The sequence below is a fragment of the Phaeobacter inhibens DSM 16374 genome, from assembly GCF_000473105.1.
Lineage (GTDB): Bacteria > Pseudomonadota > Alphaproteobacteria > Rhodobacterales > Rhodobacteraceae > Phaeobacter > Phaeobacter inhibens.
In genome coordinates, this window is sequence record NZ_KI421498.1 from 2,635,695 (window position 1) to 2,653,394 (window position 17,700).

Here is a 17,700-nt window from a genome sequence, read left to right on the forward strand (position 1 = left end):
GGTCCTGCTTTGTCTTATCCGGTTTCACCTTGCCCGGAACCGGCCCGTATGCAAGCAGATTTCAACAAGACCACCAATGCCCCCTTTTTCGCCATGGAGTGCGAGATGAGCGCGACAAATATTGATCTGCTAAGCGGCCAGGAACGCAGCCACTGGATCCGCTTACGTACCTTGATCCTGCTGCGCTGGGTGGCAATTGTTGGTCAGGTGTCAGCGATCACCGTGGCCCAGCAGCTGTATAATCTGCAGCTGGAACTGGTGCTGTGCTATATCGCTATCGGTGTTTCCGTGCTCGGCAACCTGATTGCGATTATCCTGTTTCCGCAGAACAAGCGCCTGTCCGAGTTCGAGAACTTTCTGATGGTTCTGTTTGATCTCCTGCAGCTGAACTTTCTGCTGTATCTGACCGGCGGGCTGAACAATCCCTTCGCGCTTCTGGTACTGGGCCCGGTGACCATTTCCGCCTCGATGATGCGGCTTCGCTCAACGCTGATCATTGGTGCGACCGCGATCATCCTGGTGACGCTGCTGGCAGAATTTCATCTGCCGTTGCGCACACCGCAAGGTTTTGTGCTGCGGGTGCCGGATATCTTTGTCTTCGGCAACTGGACCGCCATTGTGATCGCGGTTCTGTTCATCGGCGCCTATTCCTATCGCATCAGCGCCGAGATCCGGTCCATGTCCGATGCGCTGGCCGCCACCCAGATGGCCCTGTCGCGCGAACAAAAGCTAACCGATCTTGGCGGTGTGGTGGCTGCCGCGGCACATGAGCTGGGCACGCCACTGGCCACAATCAAACTGGCCAGTGCGGAGCTGATCGATGAACTGGATGACAGGCCCGATCTGCGCGAAGATGCCGCGTTGATCCGCGAGCAGGCAGACCGCTGCCGTGATATCCTGCGGAGCATGGGCCGTGCTGGCAAGGACGACCTGCATCTGCGCCAGGCCCCTCTCTCAACCGTGATCAACGAGGCCGCTGAGCCACATATGTACCGCGGCAAGACTATCCTGTTTGAAGAGGCCCCCGAAAGCGACGGCGATCCGCAGCACCCTACTATTCTGCGCCAGCCGGAGATCATTCATGGGCTGCGCAATCTGGTCCAGAATGCGGTGGATTTCGCCCGATCAACTGTCTGGATTGATGCCAGCTGGAACGATGAGACGATCACGCTGCGCATCAGCGATGACGGGCGGGGATACCCGTCGCATCTGCTGGGCCGAATTGGCGATCCCTTCGTCCGCCGCAGACGCAGCGACAGCGACCGGCGCCAGCGGCCGGAGTATGAAGGCATGGGTCTGGGACTGTTCATTGCCAAAACTCTGCTGGAGCGCAGCGGCGCTCAGCTGACCTTTGCAAACGGCTCAGATCCAAATCAGACGCTGACCCGTGATCCGGCGCGGCGCGGGGCATTGGTGCAGGTCAGCTGGCCCCGCAGCAAAATTGACGCTCTGACGGGCGAAAATGCCGTTCCCATCGGGGAAAATAAACGTATAGAAATTTAACTATTCACTTTTAGGCAACCAATTAAACTTCATTTAACCATTATCAGGAAACATCGGGGGTAAGAGCGAAACACTTGTGGGTAACGGACATCATGCAGCAGATCCTATCGACCGACTGGCTTGTATTGGCGACGCTTTGCGCGGCGACGGCAGCGGCAGCTGTCTGGTGGCTGTCTCCAAACCCCAAACCAAAGGGGTTTGAGCAGGACCTGCTAAAGGGGGATGGACGGTCTGACGCCGTGTTTCTCTTTGATGATACAACGCTGATCGGCTGGTCCTCCGGGGCACGCCGTTTCATCGGTGAACAGGCCGAAACCTTCAGCTGGGCAAACCTGCGCGAACAACTGGCCCGCAGTTATCCAGGCTTGCCGCAATCCCCCGGCTTCCTGAAGGATGTCGGACCGCTTGTGCTCTCTGGCACAGCCAACGCCGAAAGCCGCGAAGCGCTATGCGAATGGATCGACGGTGTGACCCGCGTTCAGCTGCGCAGCACCTCATCCGAAGAACACAATCACAGCATCGATCAGGAACTGACGACACTGCGCTCAGCCGTGCATCAGGCGCCCTATCCGGTTTGGCTACAGTCTGATGATGGTGCCGTCACCTGGTCCAACCTCGCCTATGATGATCTCAGCCAGAAAATCCGCGGACGCAATGTCGATTTCTCCGAACCTCTGTTCACTGATCTCGATGACCCGATGGCCAGCGGCAAGCCTGAGCGGATCTCTATCCCGCTGCCTGAGAGCAAGAAAAAACTCTGGTACAATATCTCGACCACCGAAACCGAGGCAGGCTGGCTTTGTCATGCGGTGGATGTAAACGCGGTTGTTGACGCCGAGATCGCCCAGCGCAACTTTGTGCAGACATTGGCAAAAACCTTTGCCCAGCTGTCCATTGGCCTTGCGATTTTTGACCGCAATCGCCAGCTGGTTCTGTTCAACCCCGTATTGATTGATCTGACCGCCCTGCCAGCCAACTTCCTCAGCTCGCGCCCAAATCTGCTGACCTTCTTTGACCGGCTGCGCGATCAGCGCATGATGCCCGAACCGAAGAACTATTCCAGCTGGCGCCACCAGATGGCTGATCTGCTGGAAGCCGCGGCTGAGGGTCGTTACCAGGAAACATGGTCGCTGCCATCAGGATCGGTCTATTCTGTCTCCGGTCGCCCGCACCCCGATGGGGCCATCGCGTTCCTGTTTGAGGATATCACCGCCGAGATCACCCTGACCCGACAGTTCCGCTCGGAGCTGGAAATGGGTCAGTCGATCATGGATCAGATGGATGAAGCCATCGCGGTTTTTGCCAATGATGGCACGATGACCTTCTCCAATGCGGCCTATCATGATCTCTGGCAGATGGATCCCGACGGCAGCTTCGCCAAGATCACCATCATGGATTCCAGCCGCGTCTGGCAGGATATGTGCGCAGCAACACCAGCCTGGGGTGAAATCCGGGATTTTGTTGCCGGCAGCGAGAATCGCACAGCTTGGTGGGCCAATGTACAGCTGCGCAGCGGCACGCCTCTGGTCTGCAAAGTCAGCGCCATTCAGAACGGGGCAACCATGGTCAGCTTCCGCTCCCCGGAACCAGCCCCCGCCCCGGTTGATCAGCAACGGTTTGCGATTACAAAACAGGGCAAATAGAAGAGCTCTGTTTCTCTGAAATCAAAGAGATTGCCCGGTTCGATGCCGGGCTTTTTCGATCCGGCTTGCAGCGCCGCGCGCAGGGCGGCATTGTCGCGCCATGACAACCCAGAAGACCCTCGTAATCCCGCTACCCTCGCCCGAGGCAACTACCAATCTGGCCACCCGATTAGGCGCAGAACTGAGCAACGGCGACTGCCTGCTTCTGTCGGGCATCATCGGTGCGGGCAAAACCCATTTTGCCCGCAGCCTGATCCAGTCGGAGATGACGGTGCCTGAGGATGTGCCCTCACCAACATTCACCCTTGTTCAGACCTATGATCTGCCAAATGGTGAGTTGTGGCATGCCGACCTCTATCGCCTGTCTTCCTTGGATGAGATTGAGGAGCTCGGCCTGATCTCCGCCTTTGAGTCCGCTATCTGCCTGATCGAATGGCCCGATCGGCTGGCCGAACTAACGCCAGCTGCCGCGCTGCATATATCGCTGGCCTTGGATCCAAACGAAGACGACGCCCGTATCGCCACATTGCGCTGGAGTGATGCGCGTTGGGAGCCTTTGATGAAGCAGATTACCCCATGACCGACCGACAAAGCCTCATTTCCACCTTCCTGACCGATACGCCATGGCACAACTGGACCCGCGCGCCGCTGGCCGGGGATGCCTCCAATCGACGCTATGAGCGGCTCTGCGATGCAGATGGCGCCACCGTGGTACTGATGGACGCTCCACCGGATCAGGGAGAGGATGTCGCACCGTTCGTCGCGATTGCGAACTACCTGCGGGATCAGGGTCTGAGTGCGCCGCAAATCCTGGCCGAGGATCATGACAATGGCTTCTTGGTGATCGAAGATCTGGGGGACGCACTATTTGCGCGGGTGATGCGCGACGACCCAGCGCAGGAGCGCCCCCTATATGAAGCGGCAACCGATGTGCTGGTCGCGCTGCATGAGGCCCCGATGCCGGAACTGGAACCACTCGGGCCACGGTTGATGGCGGAGTTGTCCAGCCTCGCCTTTGCCAAATACCGCGATGTGATTCGTGAGGAGCCCTCACCGGAACATGTCGCCCGCTTCACCGATCAGTTCGAGGATATCCTGCGCCGCACGATAAAAGGCGACGTGGTGCTGGTTCAGCGCGATTACCATGCCGAGAATCTGATCTGGCTACCGGAACGCAACGGCGTCGCACGGGTCGGTCTGCTGGATTTCCAGGCCGCGCGCGCCGGCCATCGCGCCTATGACCTTGTGTCACTGCTACAGGATGCCCGCCGCGACGTACCTGCAGTGATCGAAATGCAGATGATGGAGCGGTATATCGCTGCGACCGATGTTGATGAGGGCAGCTTTCGCGCCGCCTATACCGTGCTGGGTGTGCAGCGTAACATGCGTATCTTAGGTGTTTTTTCCCGCCTCGGGCGTGACTATGGCAAACCGCACTACGTCGATCTGATTCCCCGCGTCTGGGATCATTTCCATCGCGGTCTGGATCACCCGGCGATGGCGCCACTGGCGGAGTTCCTGCATCAGGAAATGCCTGCACCCACCCCTGAGGTGCTGAACCGGTTGCGCGGCTGATGGCAGAGATCACTTATCCCGCTATGATCTTCGCTGCTGGTTTCGGCACCCGGATGCGTCATCTGACCAAACATCAACCCAAACCGATGATCCCAGTCGCCGGTCGCCCGCTGATCGACCATGCGCTGGATCTGGCGCGGGAGGTCACACCGCCGGTGATCGTGGCCAACAGCCACTATAAGAGTGACGTTTTGGCCAACCATCTTGCAGGCAGCGAGGTGGTGATCAGCCATGAGGATCCTCAGATACTCGACACCGGTGGCGGGCTGCGACATGCGCTGCCGCTGCTCGGAACACGCTCGGGACCGGTCTATACCGTGAACCCGGATGTGGTTTGGCGCGGGCCGAACCCGCTGCGCCTGCTGCGCGACGCTTGGGACCCTGCGCGCATGGACGCGCTGTTAACTTGTATTCCAATGAGCCGAACTGTCGGGCGCAGCGGCGATGGTGATTTTTACACAGATGAAAAGGGGCGTCTGCATCGAGGCGGTAATCTGGTCTATGGCGGTGTTCAGTTGCTACGGACCAACAGGCTGGCCGAGATCGACGAGACCGTGTTTTCGCTGAACACACTGTGGGATTTGATGGCCGCCGAAGGACGCCTGTTTGCGCTGGAATATCCCGGCCATTGGTGCGATGTCGGCACCCCCGAAGGGATCCCCCTGGCTGAGGACCTGATAGCCCAAGATGAGATTTGAGCCGCAAGACACGCCGCGCCTTTTTGCCGTTCCCTGCGGCGTTGATTTCCCACGCGCCCTGGTCGACGGGCTGGTTGCCCGCAGTGAGAACACATCACCAGAAGAACTGGCCAAGGTTGAACTTATCGTCAACACCTCCCGCATGGCGCGCCGGGTACGAGATCTGTTTGATCAGGGACCGGCCCTGCTTTTACCGCGTATTTCGCTGCTGAGTGATCTCGATATGCGCGCCACCTTACGTGGTTTGCCGCCAGCCCTTCCGCCGTTGCGGCGACGGCTGGAGCTATCGCAGCTGATTGCCAAATTGCTGGAAGCCCAGCCCGATCTTGCGGCCCGGTCCTCACTCTATGACCTATCAGATAGTCTCGCAGCACTGTTTGACGAAATGCAGGGCGAAGGGGTCAGCCCGGAGATTATTCGGTCGCTGGATGTCTCCGATATGTCCGGCCATTGGGCGCGGGCGCAGCAGTTCATCGCAATCGCCGATGAATTTGCCGAAACCCACGAACACGCAATGGATGCGCAGGCCCGTCAGCGACAGGTCGTTCTTGATCTGATCGGAGAGTGGCAGGATAGCCCACCGCAACACCCGGTCATCCTGGCCGGCTCTACCGGATCGCGTGGCACCACTCTGATGCTGATGGAGGCAATTGCGCGCCTGCCGCAGGGCGCGGTGATCCTACCCGGTTTCGATGACCAGCAGCCGGGCCACGTCTGGGAACATCTAGATGATCCGCTGATGTCAGAAGACCACCCGCAATATCGGTTTTTCAAGATCATGCGCGATCTAGACATGACCCCGGATCAGGTGCGTCCATGGGTCGATGCACTACCAGCCTCCACGGCGCGCAATCGGCTGGTCTCTCTGGCGCTGCGCCCGGCGCCTGTTACGGATGCCTGGATGCGCGAAGGGCCTGAGCTGCGCGGTATCGATCAGGCCACCGCCGATGTGACCTTGGTGGAGGCCCCCAATCCCCGCGCCGAGGCGCTGACCATTGCCCTGCGACTGCGCAAGGCTGCCGAGGATGGACAGACAGCCGCGCTGATCACACCGGATCGTATGTTGACCCGCCAGGTGGCGGCCGCGCTGGATCGCTGGGATATTCTGCCGGACGATTCCGCTGGCCAACCACTGCAACTGTCACCTCCGGGCCGGTTTCTGCGCCACATCGCGGAACTGTTCTGCAAGCCGCTGGCCTGCGATACGCTGTTGACGCTGCTGAAACATCCGCTTTGTCACGATGGGGCAGGGCGCGGTGATCACCTGCGCCACACCCGCGAGTTGGAGCTGCGGCTGCGCCGCTACGGCCCCCCCTTTCCGGAGGCCGACAGTTTTGCCGCGTTTGAAATTGGGCGGGAGCTGATGCCCGGGTGGACCGCCTGGCTGACGCAGTGTTTTGCCGACAAACCCATCCGTGGAACGCAGCCCCTGTCACAATGGGTTGATGCCCTTAGGAATCTCGCCGAGGCAATCGGCCGTGGCAGTCAGGAGGCATCTGCCGGTAGCCTCTGGGACAAGAAGGCTGGTCGCAAAGCACTGGAAATCATGAACAACCTTCAGGCGGAGGCTGGTTATGGCGGCCAGATGACCGCCCGCGATTTTGCCGATCTTCTGCGCGCGCTGCTATCGCAGGGAGAGGTGCGGGACCGCGATGCGCCCTATGGCTCCATCCTGATCTGGGGAACGCTTGAGGCGCGCGTGCAGGGGGCCGATCTGGTGATCCTTGGCGGCCTGAACGAAGGCAGCTGGCCCGAGGCGGCCACCCCTGATCCATGGCTCAACCGACAGCTGCGCCATCAGGCCGGGCTGTTGCTGCCGGAACGTCGCATCGGGCTGTCGGCGCATGATTTCCAACAAGCCATCGCTGCACCCGAAGTCTGGTTGACCCGCTCCGAACGGTCGGATGAAGCGGATACAGTTCCGTCACGCTGGCTCAACCGAATGACCAACCTTCTGTCCGGCTTGCCGGGGCAGGGCGGCCCTGCCGCGCTGGCAGATATGAGGGCCCGTGGTCAGGAATGGCTGGGCTGGGCGGAGGTGTTGGAGGCACCAACCTCTCTGCCCCCCGCCAAACGACCCGCGCCACGCCCCCCCGTCGCTGCACGCCCCCGGCGCCTGACAATCACGGAAATCCCGCGTCTGATCCGCGATCCTTATGCGATTTACGCCAAACATGTCCTCAAACTGCGCCCATTGGATCCATTGGTGCAGGAACCCGACGCCCTGCTGCGCGGCATCGTGCTGCACAAGATTCTTGAGGATTTCATCAAGGCCAGTGTGACAGACCCCAAAAGGCTGACGGTGCCCGATTTTCTCACCACCGCCACGGCACATCTCGAGGCGAAGGTCCCGTGGCCCGTAGCGCGCAGCCTCTGGCTGGCGCGGCTCGAACGCATCGCCGAGGATTTCATCACCGGCGAACAACAGCGGCAGGCCATTGCGCAGCCCTCCGGGTTTGAGGTTTCTGGCACAGTGCGTGTTGCACCGCTTGATTTCGAGATTGCAGGTACAGCTGATCGAATCGATGTGGATGAACGCGGCGGCCTGCATTTATTTGACTACAAAACTGGCGATCCACCGACAGAAAGCCAGCAGAAAACCTTTGAAAAGCAGCTTCTGATTGAGGCCGCCATGGCCGAACGCGGCGCGTTTGAGCGATACGGCGAGGGCAGGGTGGAACGGGCGCTGTTCCTTGGCCTCAAAAGCCCGCTGAAAGAGGTCGCAGCCCCGCTCCTGGATGAGCCTCCCAGTAAGGTCTGGGAAGAGTTGACCAAACTCATCAGCGCCTATTTCGAGCCGGATCAGGGGTATAGCAGCCGTCGCATGGTGTTTCAGGACACCCAGACAGGCGATTACGATCATCTGGCACGCTACGGAGAATGGGACCGAAGCGATCCACCGGTATCGGAGATTTTGACATGACAGCCCGTGACGCCGCCTCAGAGGCGCAGTTCCGCGCCGCCCGTCCCGATGCCTCTACCTGGCTGGCCGCGAATGCCGGCTCTGGCAAGACCAAGGTGCTGACGGATCGTGTGGCCCGCCTGTTGCTGCGCGGGGTCCAACCGCAGCACATCCTGTGCCTGACCTACACCAAAGCCGCCGCCAGCGAGATGCAGAATCGCCTGTTCAAGCGGCTCGGCGAATGGGCCATGCTGGGGGATGATGCGCTAACGTCCGCACTGACAGAGCTGGGCGCCCATGATGTGATCTCTGCCGAAGGGATGGCGCAGGCGCGTACCCTGTTTGCTCGTGCGATTGAGACGCCCGGTGGCCTGAAAATCCAGACCATCCACTCCTTTTGCGCCTCGCTACTGCGTCGGTTCCCGCTAGAGGCCGGCGTCAGCCCACAGTTTTCCGAAATGGACGACCGCGCCGCGGTGTTGTTGCGGGGCGAGGTGGTGGAAGCCATCGCAAACAGCGAAAACCCGGGTGAGGCCGGTCTGATCGCCAGACTGGCCCAGCAGGTGACCGATAGCGATTTTGACACCCTGACCGCCGCAATCTGTCAGCGACGCTCCGATTTTGAGGTGCCACTGGATCGCGCCGGATTGCGTGCGCTGTTCGATCTTCCGGCGGAATTCGATGCAAAAATGTTGGAGCACAGCGTCTATCTGGGGGGGGAGGCGGACCTGCTGACGCGCACCTGCTCCATGTTGGAGCAGGGTGGTAGTACCGATGCCAAGGCCGCTGCCAAGCTGCGCAAAATCACCGAGCCAACGCTCGCGGATTTGCCAGTTCTTGAATCCGTGTTTCTGACCGGAGCCTCCGCAAAGGCACCCTTCACGGCCAAAATCAACGCCTTTCCCACCAAAAAGCTGCGGGAAAGCAATGTCGCGCTGATGGATCAGTTGGAACCTCTGATGCGGCGGGTTGAGGCTGCCCGCGCCCAGCGCCTCGCCCTGGCCGCAGTGGAGAAATCGCTGATCCTGCATGATTTTGCCGCTGTATTCCTGCCGGAATATGATCGCCGCAAACAGCTGCGCGGCTGGCTCGACTTCGATGATTTGATCCTGAAGGCACGTCAGCTGCTGAATGATCCAGCCGTGGCTGCCTGGGTTCTTTACCGGCTGGACGGCGGCATTGATCACATATTGGTGGATGAGGCTCAGGATACCAGCCCGGTGCAATGGGATGTGGTCGAAAAGCTGGCGCAGGAGTTTACCGCCGGCGAGGGCGCGCGATCCGAGGTCGAGCGCACAATCTTTGTCGTCGGAGACAAGAAACAGTCGATCTATTCTTTTCAGGGTGCAGACCCCGACGCCTTTGACAGAATGCAGGCCGAATTCGCCGACCGGCTCGCGGAAACCGGCAGTGCGCTACAAAACGCGGCGCTGGAATTCTCGTTCCGCTCCTCCGCAGCGATTCTTGGGCTGGTCGATCTGGTGTTCAAAGACAGTCCCGGTGCTGGGTTTCACCGCGATGCACTACACCGCGCCTTTAAATCGGAATTGCCGGGGCGCGTCGATCTTTGGCCTGTCGTGGACAAAGTTGACACCGAAGAAGAGCGTGATTGGACCGATCCGGTGGATCGTCCCGGTGCGCGCCATCACACCGTCATTCTGGCTGAACGGATCGCAACCGCGATCAAGGAAATGATCGACGGCAAGGTTACCCTGCCGGAGGATGGGCCCGAGCGCGGCAGCTTCCGCCGCCGTCCGGTACAGGCCGGTGATTTTCTGATCCTCGTGCAGCGCCGGTCTGAGCTGTTCTCGGAAATCATCCGCGCCTGTAAGGCTGCGAGACTGCCCATCGCTGGCGCCGACCGGTTGAAGATCGGCGCCGAACTGGCGGTGAAAGACCTGGCTGCATTGCTGTCCTTTCTCGCCACGCCCGAGGATTCCCTGTCGCTGGCTGCAGCGCTGAAATCGCCTCTGTTTGGCTGGGACGAACAGACCCTGTTCGATCTGGCGCACCGGCGCGATGGCGGCAGTTACCTCTGGACCGCGCTTCGGGATCGGGCAGCGGAATACCCTGACACGATGGCCATCATTGATGACTTGCGCAGTCAGACCGACTTCCTGCGCCCCTATGACCTGATCGAACGTATTCTGACACGCCACAGTGGGCGTCAACGCCTGCTCGGCCGGCTGGGACCGGAGGCCGAAGATGGTGTCAACGCCCTGCTTAGCCAGGCACTGGCCTATGAACGCACGGATATTCCCAGCCTCACTGGGTTTTTGGTCTGGATGCAGGCCGACGATCTGGAAATCAAACGCCAAATGGGAGCAGCCGGAAACATGATCCGGGTGATGTCGGTGCATGGGTCAAAAGGTCTCGAGGCACCAATCGTAATCCTGCCTGACACCGCAAAACGCAAACCTCCGCGCGACGACGAAATCATGCGCGCCGAGGCTGGGCCAATGTGGAAACTGCCCAGCGCACAGATGCCCGATGTGATGCAAGCGGCCCGCGAGACCGCGCAGGAAAAGGCCCGGAATGAACGGCTGCGGCTGCTCTATGTGGCGCTGACACGTGCAGAAAAATGGCTGATAGTCGCTGCTGCGGGCGAACTGTCCAAGGATGGGGACAGTTGGTACCAGATGGTCGAGCGCGCGCTGCGGGAAGCCGGTGCCAATCCCTATGATACCGGATATGGTGAGGGCCTGCGGCTGCAACACGGGGACTGGGACGGGCTGCCGTTTCATGCAGATCCCCCAGTGGTCACGTCCGCACCCCAGTTGCCGGAAGTGTTCAGGCAGCTGCCACCGCCCTATCAGCCGCCAGTCCCAACACTCAGCCCGTCGGAACTGGGCGGGGCCAAGGCCTTGCCGGGGGATCTGGGACAGGACGAAGACATTGCCAAGGCGCGTGGCAGCTGGTTGCATAGTCTACTGGAACATCTGCCACCGGCGGATCAGGATACATGGCCTCAGCTGGCCAACGCTTTGCTGGCTGGACATGAAGACACCGCAGATCTGCTGACGGAGGCAACACATGTGCTGACCAATCCAGACCTGAAAGCGATCTTCGCTCCAGACACTTTGGCGGAAGTTGCGATAACCGCAGATCTGGATGGCCGTCGCATTCACGGCGTGATTGACCGGTTGATCGTAACGCCGGAACGGGTTCAGGCGATTGATTTCAAATCGAACGCCACCGTGCCCACAAGCGTAGAGACATGCCCGGAGGGGCTGTTGCGGCAAATGGGGGCCTATGCCCATGCGCTGGCAGCACTCTACCCTGATCGGCGGATTGACACGGCGCTGCTATGGACCCGTACCGCGACGCTGATGAACCTGCCACACGATATTGTGTCATCCGCCCTTAAGCGCCGCCAGATACCTTGACGATCCGTTAAGGCATTCATAGGTTCACAGCCGAACTGCCACACTCTTAGGGAGACATTCCAATGTCCACCGTCGCCGTAACCGATGCCACTTTCGATGCCGAAGTGAAGAATTCCGAAGTCCCCGTAGTAGTGGATTTCTGGGCCGAATGGTGCGGTCCCTGCAAACAGATTGGCCCCGCTCTGGAAGAGCTGGCCGCAGAATACGGCGACAAGGTCAAGATCGCCAAGGTCGATGTCGACAGCAACCCCAACGCAGCTTCGGCCATGGGTGTGCGCGGCATTCCAGCGCTGTTCATTTTCAAGAACGGCGAGGTTGTCTCCAACCGCTCTGGTGCCGCACCCAAAGCTGCGCTGCAAAGCTGGATTGACGAGTCGATCTGAGCAAACAGACAATCAGAAATATCAAAAGGCGTCCCAATGGGGCGCCTTTTTCACAGGTCGTTTTCAAAGCGACAAAATTGGGGGAGGAATCATGGCTGAAACACGGGTGCTGGTAGAGTTCGGCATGGGGACGTCACTACGGCGACAGGATTATACCGAGGCTGCAAAACGCGCGATCAAGGACGCGCTCTGGCATAACTCTGTCAATGTTGCCGAATTGTTCGACTTCCCCAAATCCGCCATGCACATCCGTGCTGAAATCGGCGTACAAAACCCCGACGCCATCGACCGGGACGCGCTCAGCGCAGTCTTTCCCTATGGAACAGCCGAGATTCATGTGACCAAAGGCGGCCTCGATATCGACAAATCAGGCACGGGCCACACGGTAATCGCCAATGCAGCCATCATCGTCTCATTTGATATGGAGCCGACAGAATGACCGAGAAACGCATTATTCTGGAAATGGGCACCGGCAACGATCTTTATGGGCAAGATTACACCAAAGCAGCCCGCCGCGCCGTGCAGGATGCGCTGCACCACTCGTCGATCACGCTCTTTGCCAAACTGGGCATAGATCATACTGAAATGCGGGTTGAGGTCACAATCGGCGTTCAGGAGCCTGACAAGGTCGACTGCGATCTGGTGGCCGCCGATCTGCCACGTGGACGCGCCACTGTGCGGGCGGTTTTTGGCGGATTGGATGTAGATGATCATGCGGATGGTAGCAAACATGTGGTTGCCACCGCAGCGATTGAGGCCTGGCTGCCGGATCAGTCAGGACGCTACCGATTGCGATCCTGATCACAGAAACAGGCTCTAACAAAAGAAAAAGCCGCCCTGAAAGGAGCGGCCAAATCATCTTTGGTACTGAGGGACGTGCCCTTAGATCTTTGCGATATCCGCGCGTGTCAGACCGATGTCTTCCAGCTGAGTATCGGTCAGCTCGGACAGGGCGTTGCGGGTGTCGCGTGCTTCTTTCCACGCCAGGATCGAAGACTTGGCGTTGTAGACTGCGTCCACCAGGCGGAGTACGGTCACTGCTCCGAGCGGCGCATGGATGTTTGCTGTGGTAGCCATTTGCGCATTCCTTATGAGAACCAGCCGACACCATGTCGGTTGTGAGCCTCATGTAGGATGAGCTGCCGAGTCTCACAATTGCCGGTTCGACAGCCCCGAATTGCAGTTTTTGCATAGCATGTTTTTTAGGCGATCTGCCCGTATTCCGGGCGCGCGGCTTTCCTCAGGCATCGCCGGCGAGGCGCCTTTGCTGCTCAACTGGACCATTTCATATGGCCCGGGGCCAGGCACGGCACGCGGCTATTCGCTTGATCACCGGCCCCCGCAACGGATAGCACCCGGTTGAGGTACAAATGACCAGTGCCCATATAGGCCTGGAAACGAGGAGAACATGATGGCAGACGATCAATTTCCGGGCTGGCACGGCACCACGATCATTGGTGTGAAGAAAGGCGGCGAAGTCGTCATCGCCGGCGACGGGCAGGTGTCCCTGGGCCAAACCGTGATCAAGGGCTCTGCCCGCAAAGTGCGCCGCCTGTCGCCCGGTGGATTTGATGTCGTGGCAGGGTTTGCCGGCTCCACCGCCGATGCCTTCACTCTGCTGGAACGGCTGGAGGCGAAACTGGAAGCCACTCCCGGGCAGCTCGCCCGCGCCAGTGTTGAGCTGGCAAAGGACTGGCGCACTGACAAATACCTGCAAAAACTGGAAGCCATGCTGATCGTGACCGACGGCGCCGATATGTTCGTGATCACCGGCGCCGGCGATGTGCTGGAACCCGAACATGACGTCGCCGCCATTGGATCAGGCGGTAACTTCGCGCTGGCGGCAGCGCGCGGCATGATGGACAGTGATCGCAACGCCGAAGCCGTTGCCCGGGATGCGATGGCGATTGCCGCTGATATCTGCGTCTATACCAACGGTCGCCTGACAGTCGAAAGCATCAGCCAAAAGGACTGACATGAGCCATATCGATCAAAACGATATTCGTGCAGCGGTGGGCTCAGGTCTGCTGAGCGAGGCACAGGCGGCCTCTCTCATGGCCTTGGCACATAGCCGACGGGGCGCGCGTGAAAACCTTGCTCCCGGTGATGAACCTTTTGAGCTGTTCAAAGGGTTCAACGAGATCTTCATTGTCATCGGCTTGATCATTCTGGCCACCGGGTGGGCCGCTGTAACCGGCATTTCCATGACCGAAGGGTTGGGTGGTCTGGTTCAAAAGGCAACCATGTCCTCTGTGATTGGTGCCGTGGTTTTATGGGTGCTGAGTGAGTATTTCATCCGCCGCCGCCGCATGGTCGCGCCGGCGATTGCGCTCTCAATTCTCTGGACCCTAAACGCCGGCGTCGGGCTTTCAGCGGAATATTCGCAGGTGTTCATGGTCGCGCAGGGTGACTATTCCAGCCTGCCACTGGCTGTTGCCCTGACCACCATCTCAATTGCGATCTACTGGCTGCGGTTTCGGGTCCCCTTTGCCATGGCACTGATCGCGCTTGGCGTGTTCACGCTGGCGCTAATGCTGGCCGCAAATCAATCGGGCAGTCTGACAGTCATGAGTGATTTGTTTCTACTGTCAGCCTCCGGCCCGTTTGCATGGGTCACCCTGCTGGTTGGCGTCGGCGTATTTGCGGTTGCGATGCTGTTTGACCTGAGCGATCCGCACCGGGTGACCCGGCGCTCTGCTCAGGGGTTCTGGCTGCACGTGGTGGCCGCCCCGGCATTGGTCAACACCATCGCTCTCAGTCTGCTGGACAACGGCACATCCAGCGCCAATCTGACACTGATGGCGGTGCTCCTCGCCTTCGCGCTGGTTGCGATCATCATCGACCGGCGGTCATTTCTGATCGCTGCGATCGGATATAGCGTCACCTTGGCGGCCACAGTCTTCGACGGGGACGGCGCCGCCACTACCATTCTTGTGCTGGGCCTGTTCCTGGTGATCCTTGGTGCCTTCTGGGCACGGATCCGGGCCTTGCTGATTTCCCCTCTCTCACGGGTACTGCCGCTGGACCGGCTACCGCCTGCTCACTGAAACGGACCTCACATGACTGACCTCACTCCTCGCGAAATTGTCTCTGAACTTGATCGCTTCATTATCGGCCAGACAGATGCCAAACGTGCGGTTGCCGTGGCGCTGCGCAACCGTTGGCGCCGCAAGCAGCTGGGCGATGATCTGCGCGACGAAGTCTACCCAAAAAATATTCTGATGATCGGGCCCACCGGTGTCGGCAAGACAGAGATCTCTCGCCGGCTGGCAAAATTGGCCCGCGCGCCCTTCATCAAGGTGGAAGCCACCAAATTCACCGAGGTCGGCTATGTCGGTCGCGACGTTGAGCAGATCATTCGGGATCTGGTGGATATAGCCATTGTTCAAACGCGCGAACACATGCGCGACGACGTAAAGGCCAAGGCCCGCCAGGCTGCTGAAGAACGGGTGATTGATGCCATCGCCGGCACTGACGCCCGAGATGCCACCCGCGATATGTTCCGCAAGAAGCTGAAAGCCGGCGAGCTGGATGATACCATCATTGAACTGGATGTTTCAGACACTTCCAACCCGATGGGAGGCATGTTCGAAATCCCAGGCCAGCCAGGCGGCAACATGGGCATGATGAACCTCGGCGATCTGTTCGGCAAAGCGATGGGCGGACGCACCACGCGCAAGAAGATGACTGTTGCAAACAGCTACGATGTGCTGATCGGCGAAGAAGCCGATAAGCTCTTGGACGATGAAACCGTGACCAAGGCAGCGCTCGAGTCAGTTGAACAAAATGGCATCGTGTTTCTGGATGAAATCGACAAGGTCTGCACCCGTCAAGACGCGCGCGGCGGCGACGTCAGCCGCGAAGGCGTGCAGCGCGATCTGCTGCCCCTGATTGAAGGCACCACTGTTTCGACCAAACACGGCCCGGTCAAAACCGACCATATTCTGTTTATCGCTTCGGGTGCGTTTCATATTGCCAAACCGTCAGATCTGTTGCCCGAACTGCAGGGCCGACTGCCGATCCGCGTCAATCTGCGCGCGCTCAGCGAAGAGGATTTTGTACGTATCCTGACCGAAACGGACAATGCGCTGACACTGCAATATACTGCCCTTCTGGGTACTGAGGAGGTCAATGTCAGCTTTACCGATGACGGGATCGCATCGCTGGCGAAGATTGCAGCTGAGGTCAATCAGACCGTCGAGAACATCGGCGCGCGTCGTCTCTACACGGTGATTGAGCGTGTGTTTGAAGAACTGTCCTTCAGCGCGCCTGATCGCTCAGGTGAAACGGTGACTGTGGATGCCGCATTTGTTCGCAAGAACCTTGGTGAACTGACCAAATCTGCAGATGTCAGCCGATATGTGCTCTGACCACCGTTAGGGCATCTGCGCAATCAGTGGACATGGCGGTGGGCGCCCAGTAGCCTGCCGCCATTGTCAATTGGTGGTCCAAAACATGCGTTTTACACGAGTCCTCTCCCGTCTTTGCATCGTGTTGATTGTTGTGGCTGGATGCACCGACAGATCCTTTACACCAACCGTTCCCGACGCGTTGGAGGTCGGCAAAGCCAAAACCATATTCGGCGCAACCACTCGTGAGCCGCTGCCCAACGGGACCTTTGGCCCGGAACGATCCGATACTCTACGCCTGTTGGAGCTGACAGTGTCGATCCCGCCCAGTCATTCGCCGGGACAATTGGATTTTGCCTATGCCGAACCCAACCCTGAAACCCAGTTCACCATGGCGGGTCGGCAACGGCTCGACGGGATGGCTGAGCTGAACCGCCGGATCGAGCGTGAGCTTAAGAGCTACCCGGTTGGGGAGCGTGACATCACCGTTTTTGTCCATGGCTTCAACTCAACCCAAGCTGAAACGGCCTTTCGTGCTGCGCAGCTGAGCAACGACATTGGTATTCCCGGCGCCACGATCATCTACTCCTGGCCCAGTCAGGGCAATCCATTGGGTTATGCCTACGACGGCGACAGCGTGTTGTTTGCACGCGATGGCCTGGAGCAATTGCTGCGCAATCTGAAACCTGGTGTGTCCAACCGCGTGGTGCTGGTGGCACATTCCATGGGATCGCAACTGGTGATGGAAACCATGCGCCAAATGGAGATCAAGACACCCGGCTGGAGCAGCAAAAATCTTGGTGCGGTGATCCTGATGTCGCCGGATCTGGATGTCGAAGTCTTCCGCAGTCAAATGCGCAGGATCGATCCGGTACCGCAGCCGTTTGTCGTGATGGTCTCGCGCAAGGACAATGTGCTGAACCTGTCGCAACGCCTGCGTGGAACCCACAACAGGGGCCGGCTCGGCAATCTCAAATCACTTGATGACGTGTCAGAGTTGCCCATCGAAGTGGTCGATACAACGGCCTATGCCGATACTGCGGAATCCGGGCATTTCGTGGCCGCAACCTCGCCGGCAGTGCTGTCTATCCTGAATTCGGCCCGCCAGACTGCTGCGGCCTTTGACCGCGAGGCGCTCTCGATCCAACGCCTGTTCCCCGGCCGACTGGTCGTTGACAAGGAGGACAACGCTGTCGAGATCACGCTGTCGGATAACTATCAGGCTAACATCTATCGCGGCGAAGATCGCTGACCCAAGCGT

Annotated in this window: 15 protein-coding genes; 14 read left to right on the top strand and 1 reads right to left on the bottom strand. The window is 59.3% G+C overall.

The window, feature by feature from the left end:
* Positions 1 to 105: 105 nt before the first annotated feature.
* The 10 genes from regB to INHI_RS0116425 all read left to right on the top strand — a co-directional run bounded on the left by regB (position 106) and on the right by INHI_RS0116425 (position 12,891).
* Positions 106 to 1,503, top strand: coding sequence for a sensor histidine kinase RegB (gene regB, locus INHI_RS0116380; protein WP_014881555.1), 1,398 nt, complete (start codon positions 106 to 108; stop codon positions 1,501 to 1,503).
* Between the two features lie 92 nt (positions 1,504 to 1,595).
* Complete coding sequence (locus INHI_RS0116385) at positions 1,596 to 3,146, top strand: PAS-domain containing protein (RefSeq protein WP_027248310.1); 1,551 nt, start codon at positions 1,596 to 1,598, stop codon at positions 3,144 to 3,146.
* Positions 3,147 to 3,246: 100 nt separating this feature from the next.
* Complete coding sequence (gene tsaE / locus INHI_RS0116390) at positions 3,247 to 3,726, top strand: tRNA (adenosine(37)-N6)-threonylcarbamoyltransferase complex ATPase subunit type 1 TsaE (protein ID WP_014881554.1); 480 nt, start codon at positions 3,247 to 3,249, stop codon at positions 3,724 to 3,726.
* The gene (locus INHI_RS0116395; protein WP_027248311.1) at positions 3,723 to 4,721 is read left to right on the top strand and encodes an aminoglycoside phosphotransferase family protein; all 999 of its coding nucleotides are present in this window, start codon (positions 3,723 to 3,725) and stop codon (positions 4,719 to 4,721) included. Before tsaE ends, INHI_RS0116395 begins: the two co-directional genes overlap by 4 nt.
* Before the next feature lie 23 nt (positions 4,722 to 4,744).
* On the top strand, positions 4,745 to 5,419 hold the full coding sequence (locus INHI_RS0116400) for a nucleotidyltransferase family protein (RefSeq protein WP_027248312.1): 675 nt from the start codon (positions 4,745 to 4,747) through the stop codon (positions 5,417 to 5,419).
* Positions 5,409 to 8,342 (top strand): double-strand break repair protein AddB, encoded by a 2,934-nt coding sequence (gene addB, locus INHI_RS0116405; protein WP_027248313.1) that lies wholly within the window; start codon positions 5,409 to 5,411, stop codon positions 8,340 to 8,342. The genes INHI_RS0116400 and addB overlap by 11 nt, the downstream gene beginning before the upstream one ends.
* Positions 8,339 to 11,707, top strand: coding sequence for a double-strand break repair helicase AddA (addA, locus tag INHI_RS0116410; protein ID WP_027248314.1), 3,369 nt, complete (start codon positions 8,339 to 8,341; stop codon positions 11,705 to 11,707). The genes addB and addA overlap by 4 nt, the downstream gene beginning before the upstream one ends.
* A 62-nt stretch (positions 11,708 to 11,769) precedes the next feature.
* Entirely contained in the window at positions 11,770 to 12,090 is a 321-nt protein-coding gene (gene trxA, locus INHI_RS0116415; RefSeq protein ID WP_014876414.1) for a thioredoxin, read from the top strand.
* 91 nt (positions 12,091 to 12,181) lie between these two features.
* Complete coding sequence (locus INHI_RS0116420) at positions 12,182 to 12,529, top strand: Lin0512 family protein (protein WP_027248315.1); 348 nt, start codon at positions 12,182 to 12,184, stop codon at positions 12,527 to 12,529.
* Positions 12,526 to 12,891 carry a Lin0512 family protein gene (locus INHI_RS0116425; protein ID WP_027248316.1) on the top strand — a complete coding sequence of 122 codons (366 nt, stop codon included), beginning with the start codon at positions 12,526 to 12,528 and terminating at the stop codon, positions 12,889 to 12,891. Before INHI_RS0116420 ends, INHI_RS0116425 begins: the two co-directional genes overlap by 4 nt.
* An 81-nt stretch (positions 12,892 to 12,972) precedes the next feature.
* Here INHI_RS0116425 and INHI_RS0116430 read toward each other — a convergent pair whose 3' ends face one another.
* Positions 12,973 to 13,167: a DUF1127 domain-containing protein gene (locus INHI_RS0116430; protein WP_014876411.1), complete on the bottom strand. Its 195-nt coding sequence runs from the start codon at positions 13,165 to 13,167 to the stop codon at positions 12,973 to 12,975.
* Between the two features lie 334 nt (positions 13,168 to 13,501).
* On the opposite strand from INHI_RS0116430, the gene hslV reads away from it, so the two are divergent.
* From hslV to INHI_RS0116450, 4 genes are all read left to right on the top strand, one after another.
* Positions 13,502 to 14,065 (top strand): ATP-dependent protease subunit HslV, encoded by a 564-nt coding sequence (gene hslV / locus INHI_RS0116435; RefSeq protein WP_014881547.1) that lies wholly within the window; start codon positions 13,502 to 13,504, stop codon positions 14,063 to 14,065.
* 1 nt (position 14,066) lies between these two features.
* The gene (locus INHI_RS0116440) at positions 14,067 to 15,137 is read left to right on the top strand and encodes a hypothetical protein (RefSeq protein ID WP_027248317.1); all 1,071 of its coding nucleotides are present in this window, start codon (positions 14,067 to 14,069) and stop codon (positions 15,135 to 15,137) included.
* Between the two features lie 12 nt (positions 15,138 to 15,149).
* Positions 15,150 to 16,460: an ATP-dependent protease ATPase subunit HslU gene (gene hslU, locus INHI_RS0116445; protein WP_014881545.1), complete on the top strand. Its 1,311-nt coding sequence runs from the start codon at positions 15,150 to 15,152 to the stop codon at positions 16,458 to 16,460.
* 85 nt (positions 16,461 to 16,545) lie between these two features.
* Entirely contained in the window at positions 16,546 to 17,691 is a 1,146-nt protein-coding gene (locus tag INHI_RS0116450; RefSeq protein WP_014881544.1) for an alpha/beta hydrolase, read from the top strand.
* Positions 17,692 to 17,700: the final 9 nt, after the last annotated feature.

Bases quoted from the DNA above. Each gene is read 5' to 3' on its own strand.
- regB (WP_014881555.1), top strand. From the start codon at position 106: ATGAGCGCGACAAATATTGATCTGCTAAGCGGCCAGGAACGCAGCCAC.
- INHI_RS0116385 (WP_027248310.1), top strand. From the start codon at position 1,596: ATGCAGCAGATCCTATCGACCGACTGGCTTGTATTGGCGACGCTTTGC.
- tsaE (WP_014881554.1), top strand. From the start codon at position 3,247: ATGACAACCCAGAAGACCCTCGTAATCCCGCTACCCTCGCCCGAGGCA.
- INHI_RS0116395 (WP_027248311.1), top strand. From the start codon at position 3,723: ATGACCGACCGACAAAGCCTCATTTCCACCTTCCTGACCGATACGCCA.
- INHI_RS0116400 (WP_027248312.1), top strand. From the start codon at position 4,745: ATGATCTTCGCTGCTGGTTTCGGCACCCGGATGCGTCATCTGACCAAA.
- addB (WP_027248313.1), top strand. From the start codon at position 5,409: ATGAGATTTGAGCCGCAAGACACGCCGCGCCTTTTTGCCGTTCCCTGC.
- addA (WP_027248314.1), top strand. From the start codon at position 8,339: ATGACAGCCCGTGACGCCGCCTCAGAGGCGCAGTTCCGCGCCGCCCGT.
- trxA (WP_014876414.1), top strand. From the start codon at position 11,770: ATGTCCACCGTCGCCGTAACCGATGCCACTTTCGATGCCGAAGTGAAG.
- INHI_RS0116420 (WP_027248315.1), top strand. From the start codon at position 12,182: ATGGCTGAAACACGGGTGCTGGTAGAGTTCGGCATGGGGACGTCACTA.
- INHI_RS0116425 (WP_027248316.1), top strand. From the start codon at position 12,526: ATGACCGAGAAACGCATTATTCTGGAAATGGGCACCGGCAACGATCTT.
- INHI_RS0116430 (WP_014876411.1), bottom strand. From the start codon at position 13,167: ATGGCTACCACAGCAAACATCCATGCGCCGCTCGGAGCAGTGACCGTA.
- hslV (WP_014881547.1), top strand. From the start codon at position 13,502: ATGGCAGACGATCAATTTCCGGGCTGGCACGGCACCACGATCATTGGT.
- INHI_RS0116440 (WP_027248317.1), top strand. From the start codon at position 14,067: ATGAGCCATATCGATCAAAACGATATTCGTGCAGCGGTGGGCTCAGGT.
- hslU (WP_014881545.1), top strand. From the start codon at position 15,150: ATGACTGACCTCACTCCTCGCGAAATTGTCTCTGAACTTGATCGCTTC.
- INHI_RS0116450 (WP_014881544.1), top strand. From the start codon at position 16,546: ATGCGTTTTACACGAGTCCTCTCCCGTCTTTGCATCGTGTTGATTGTT.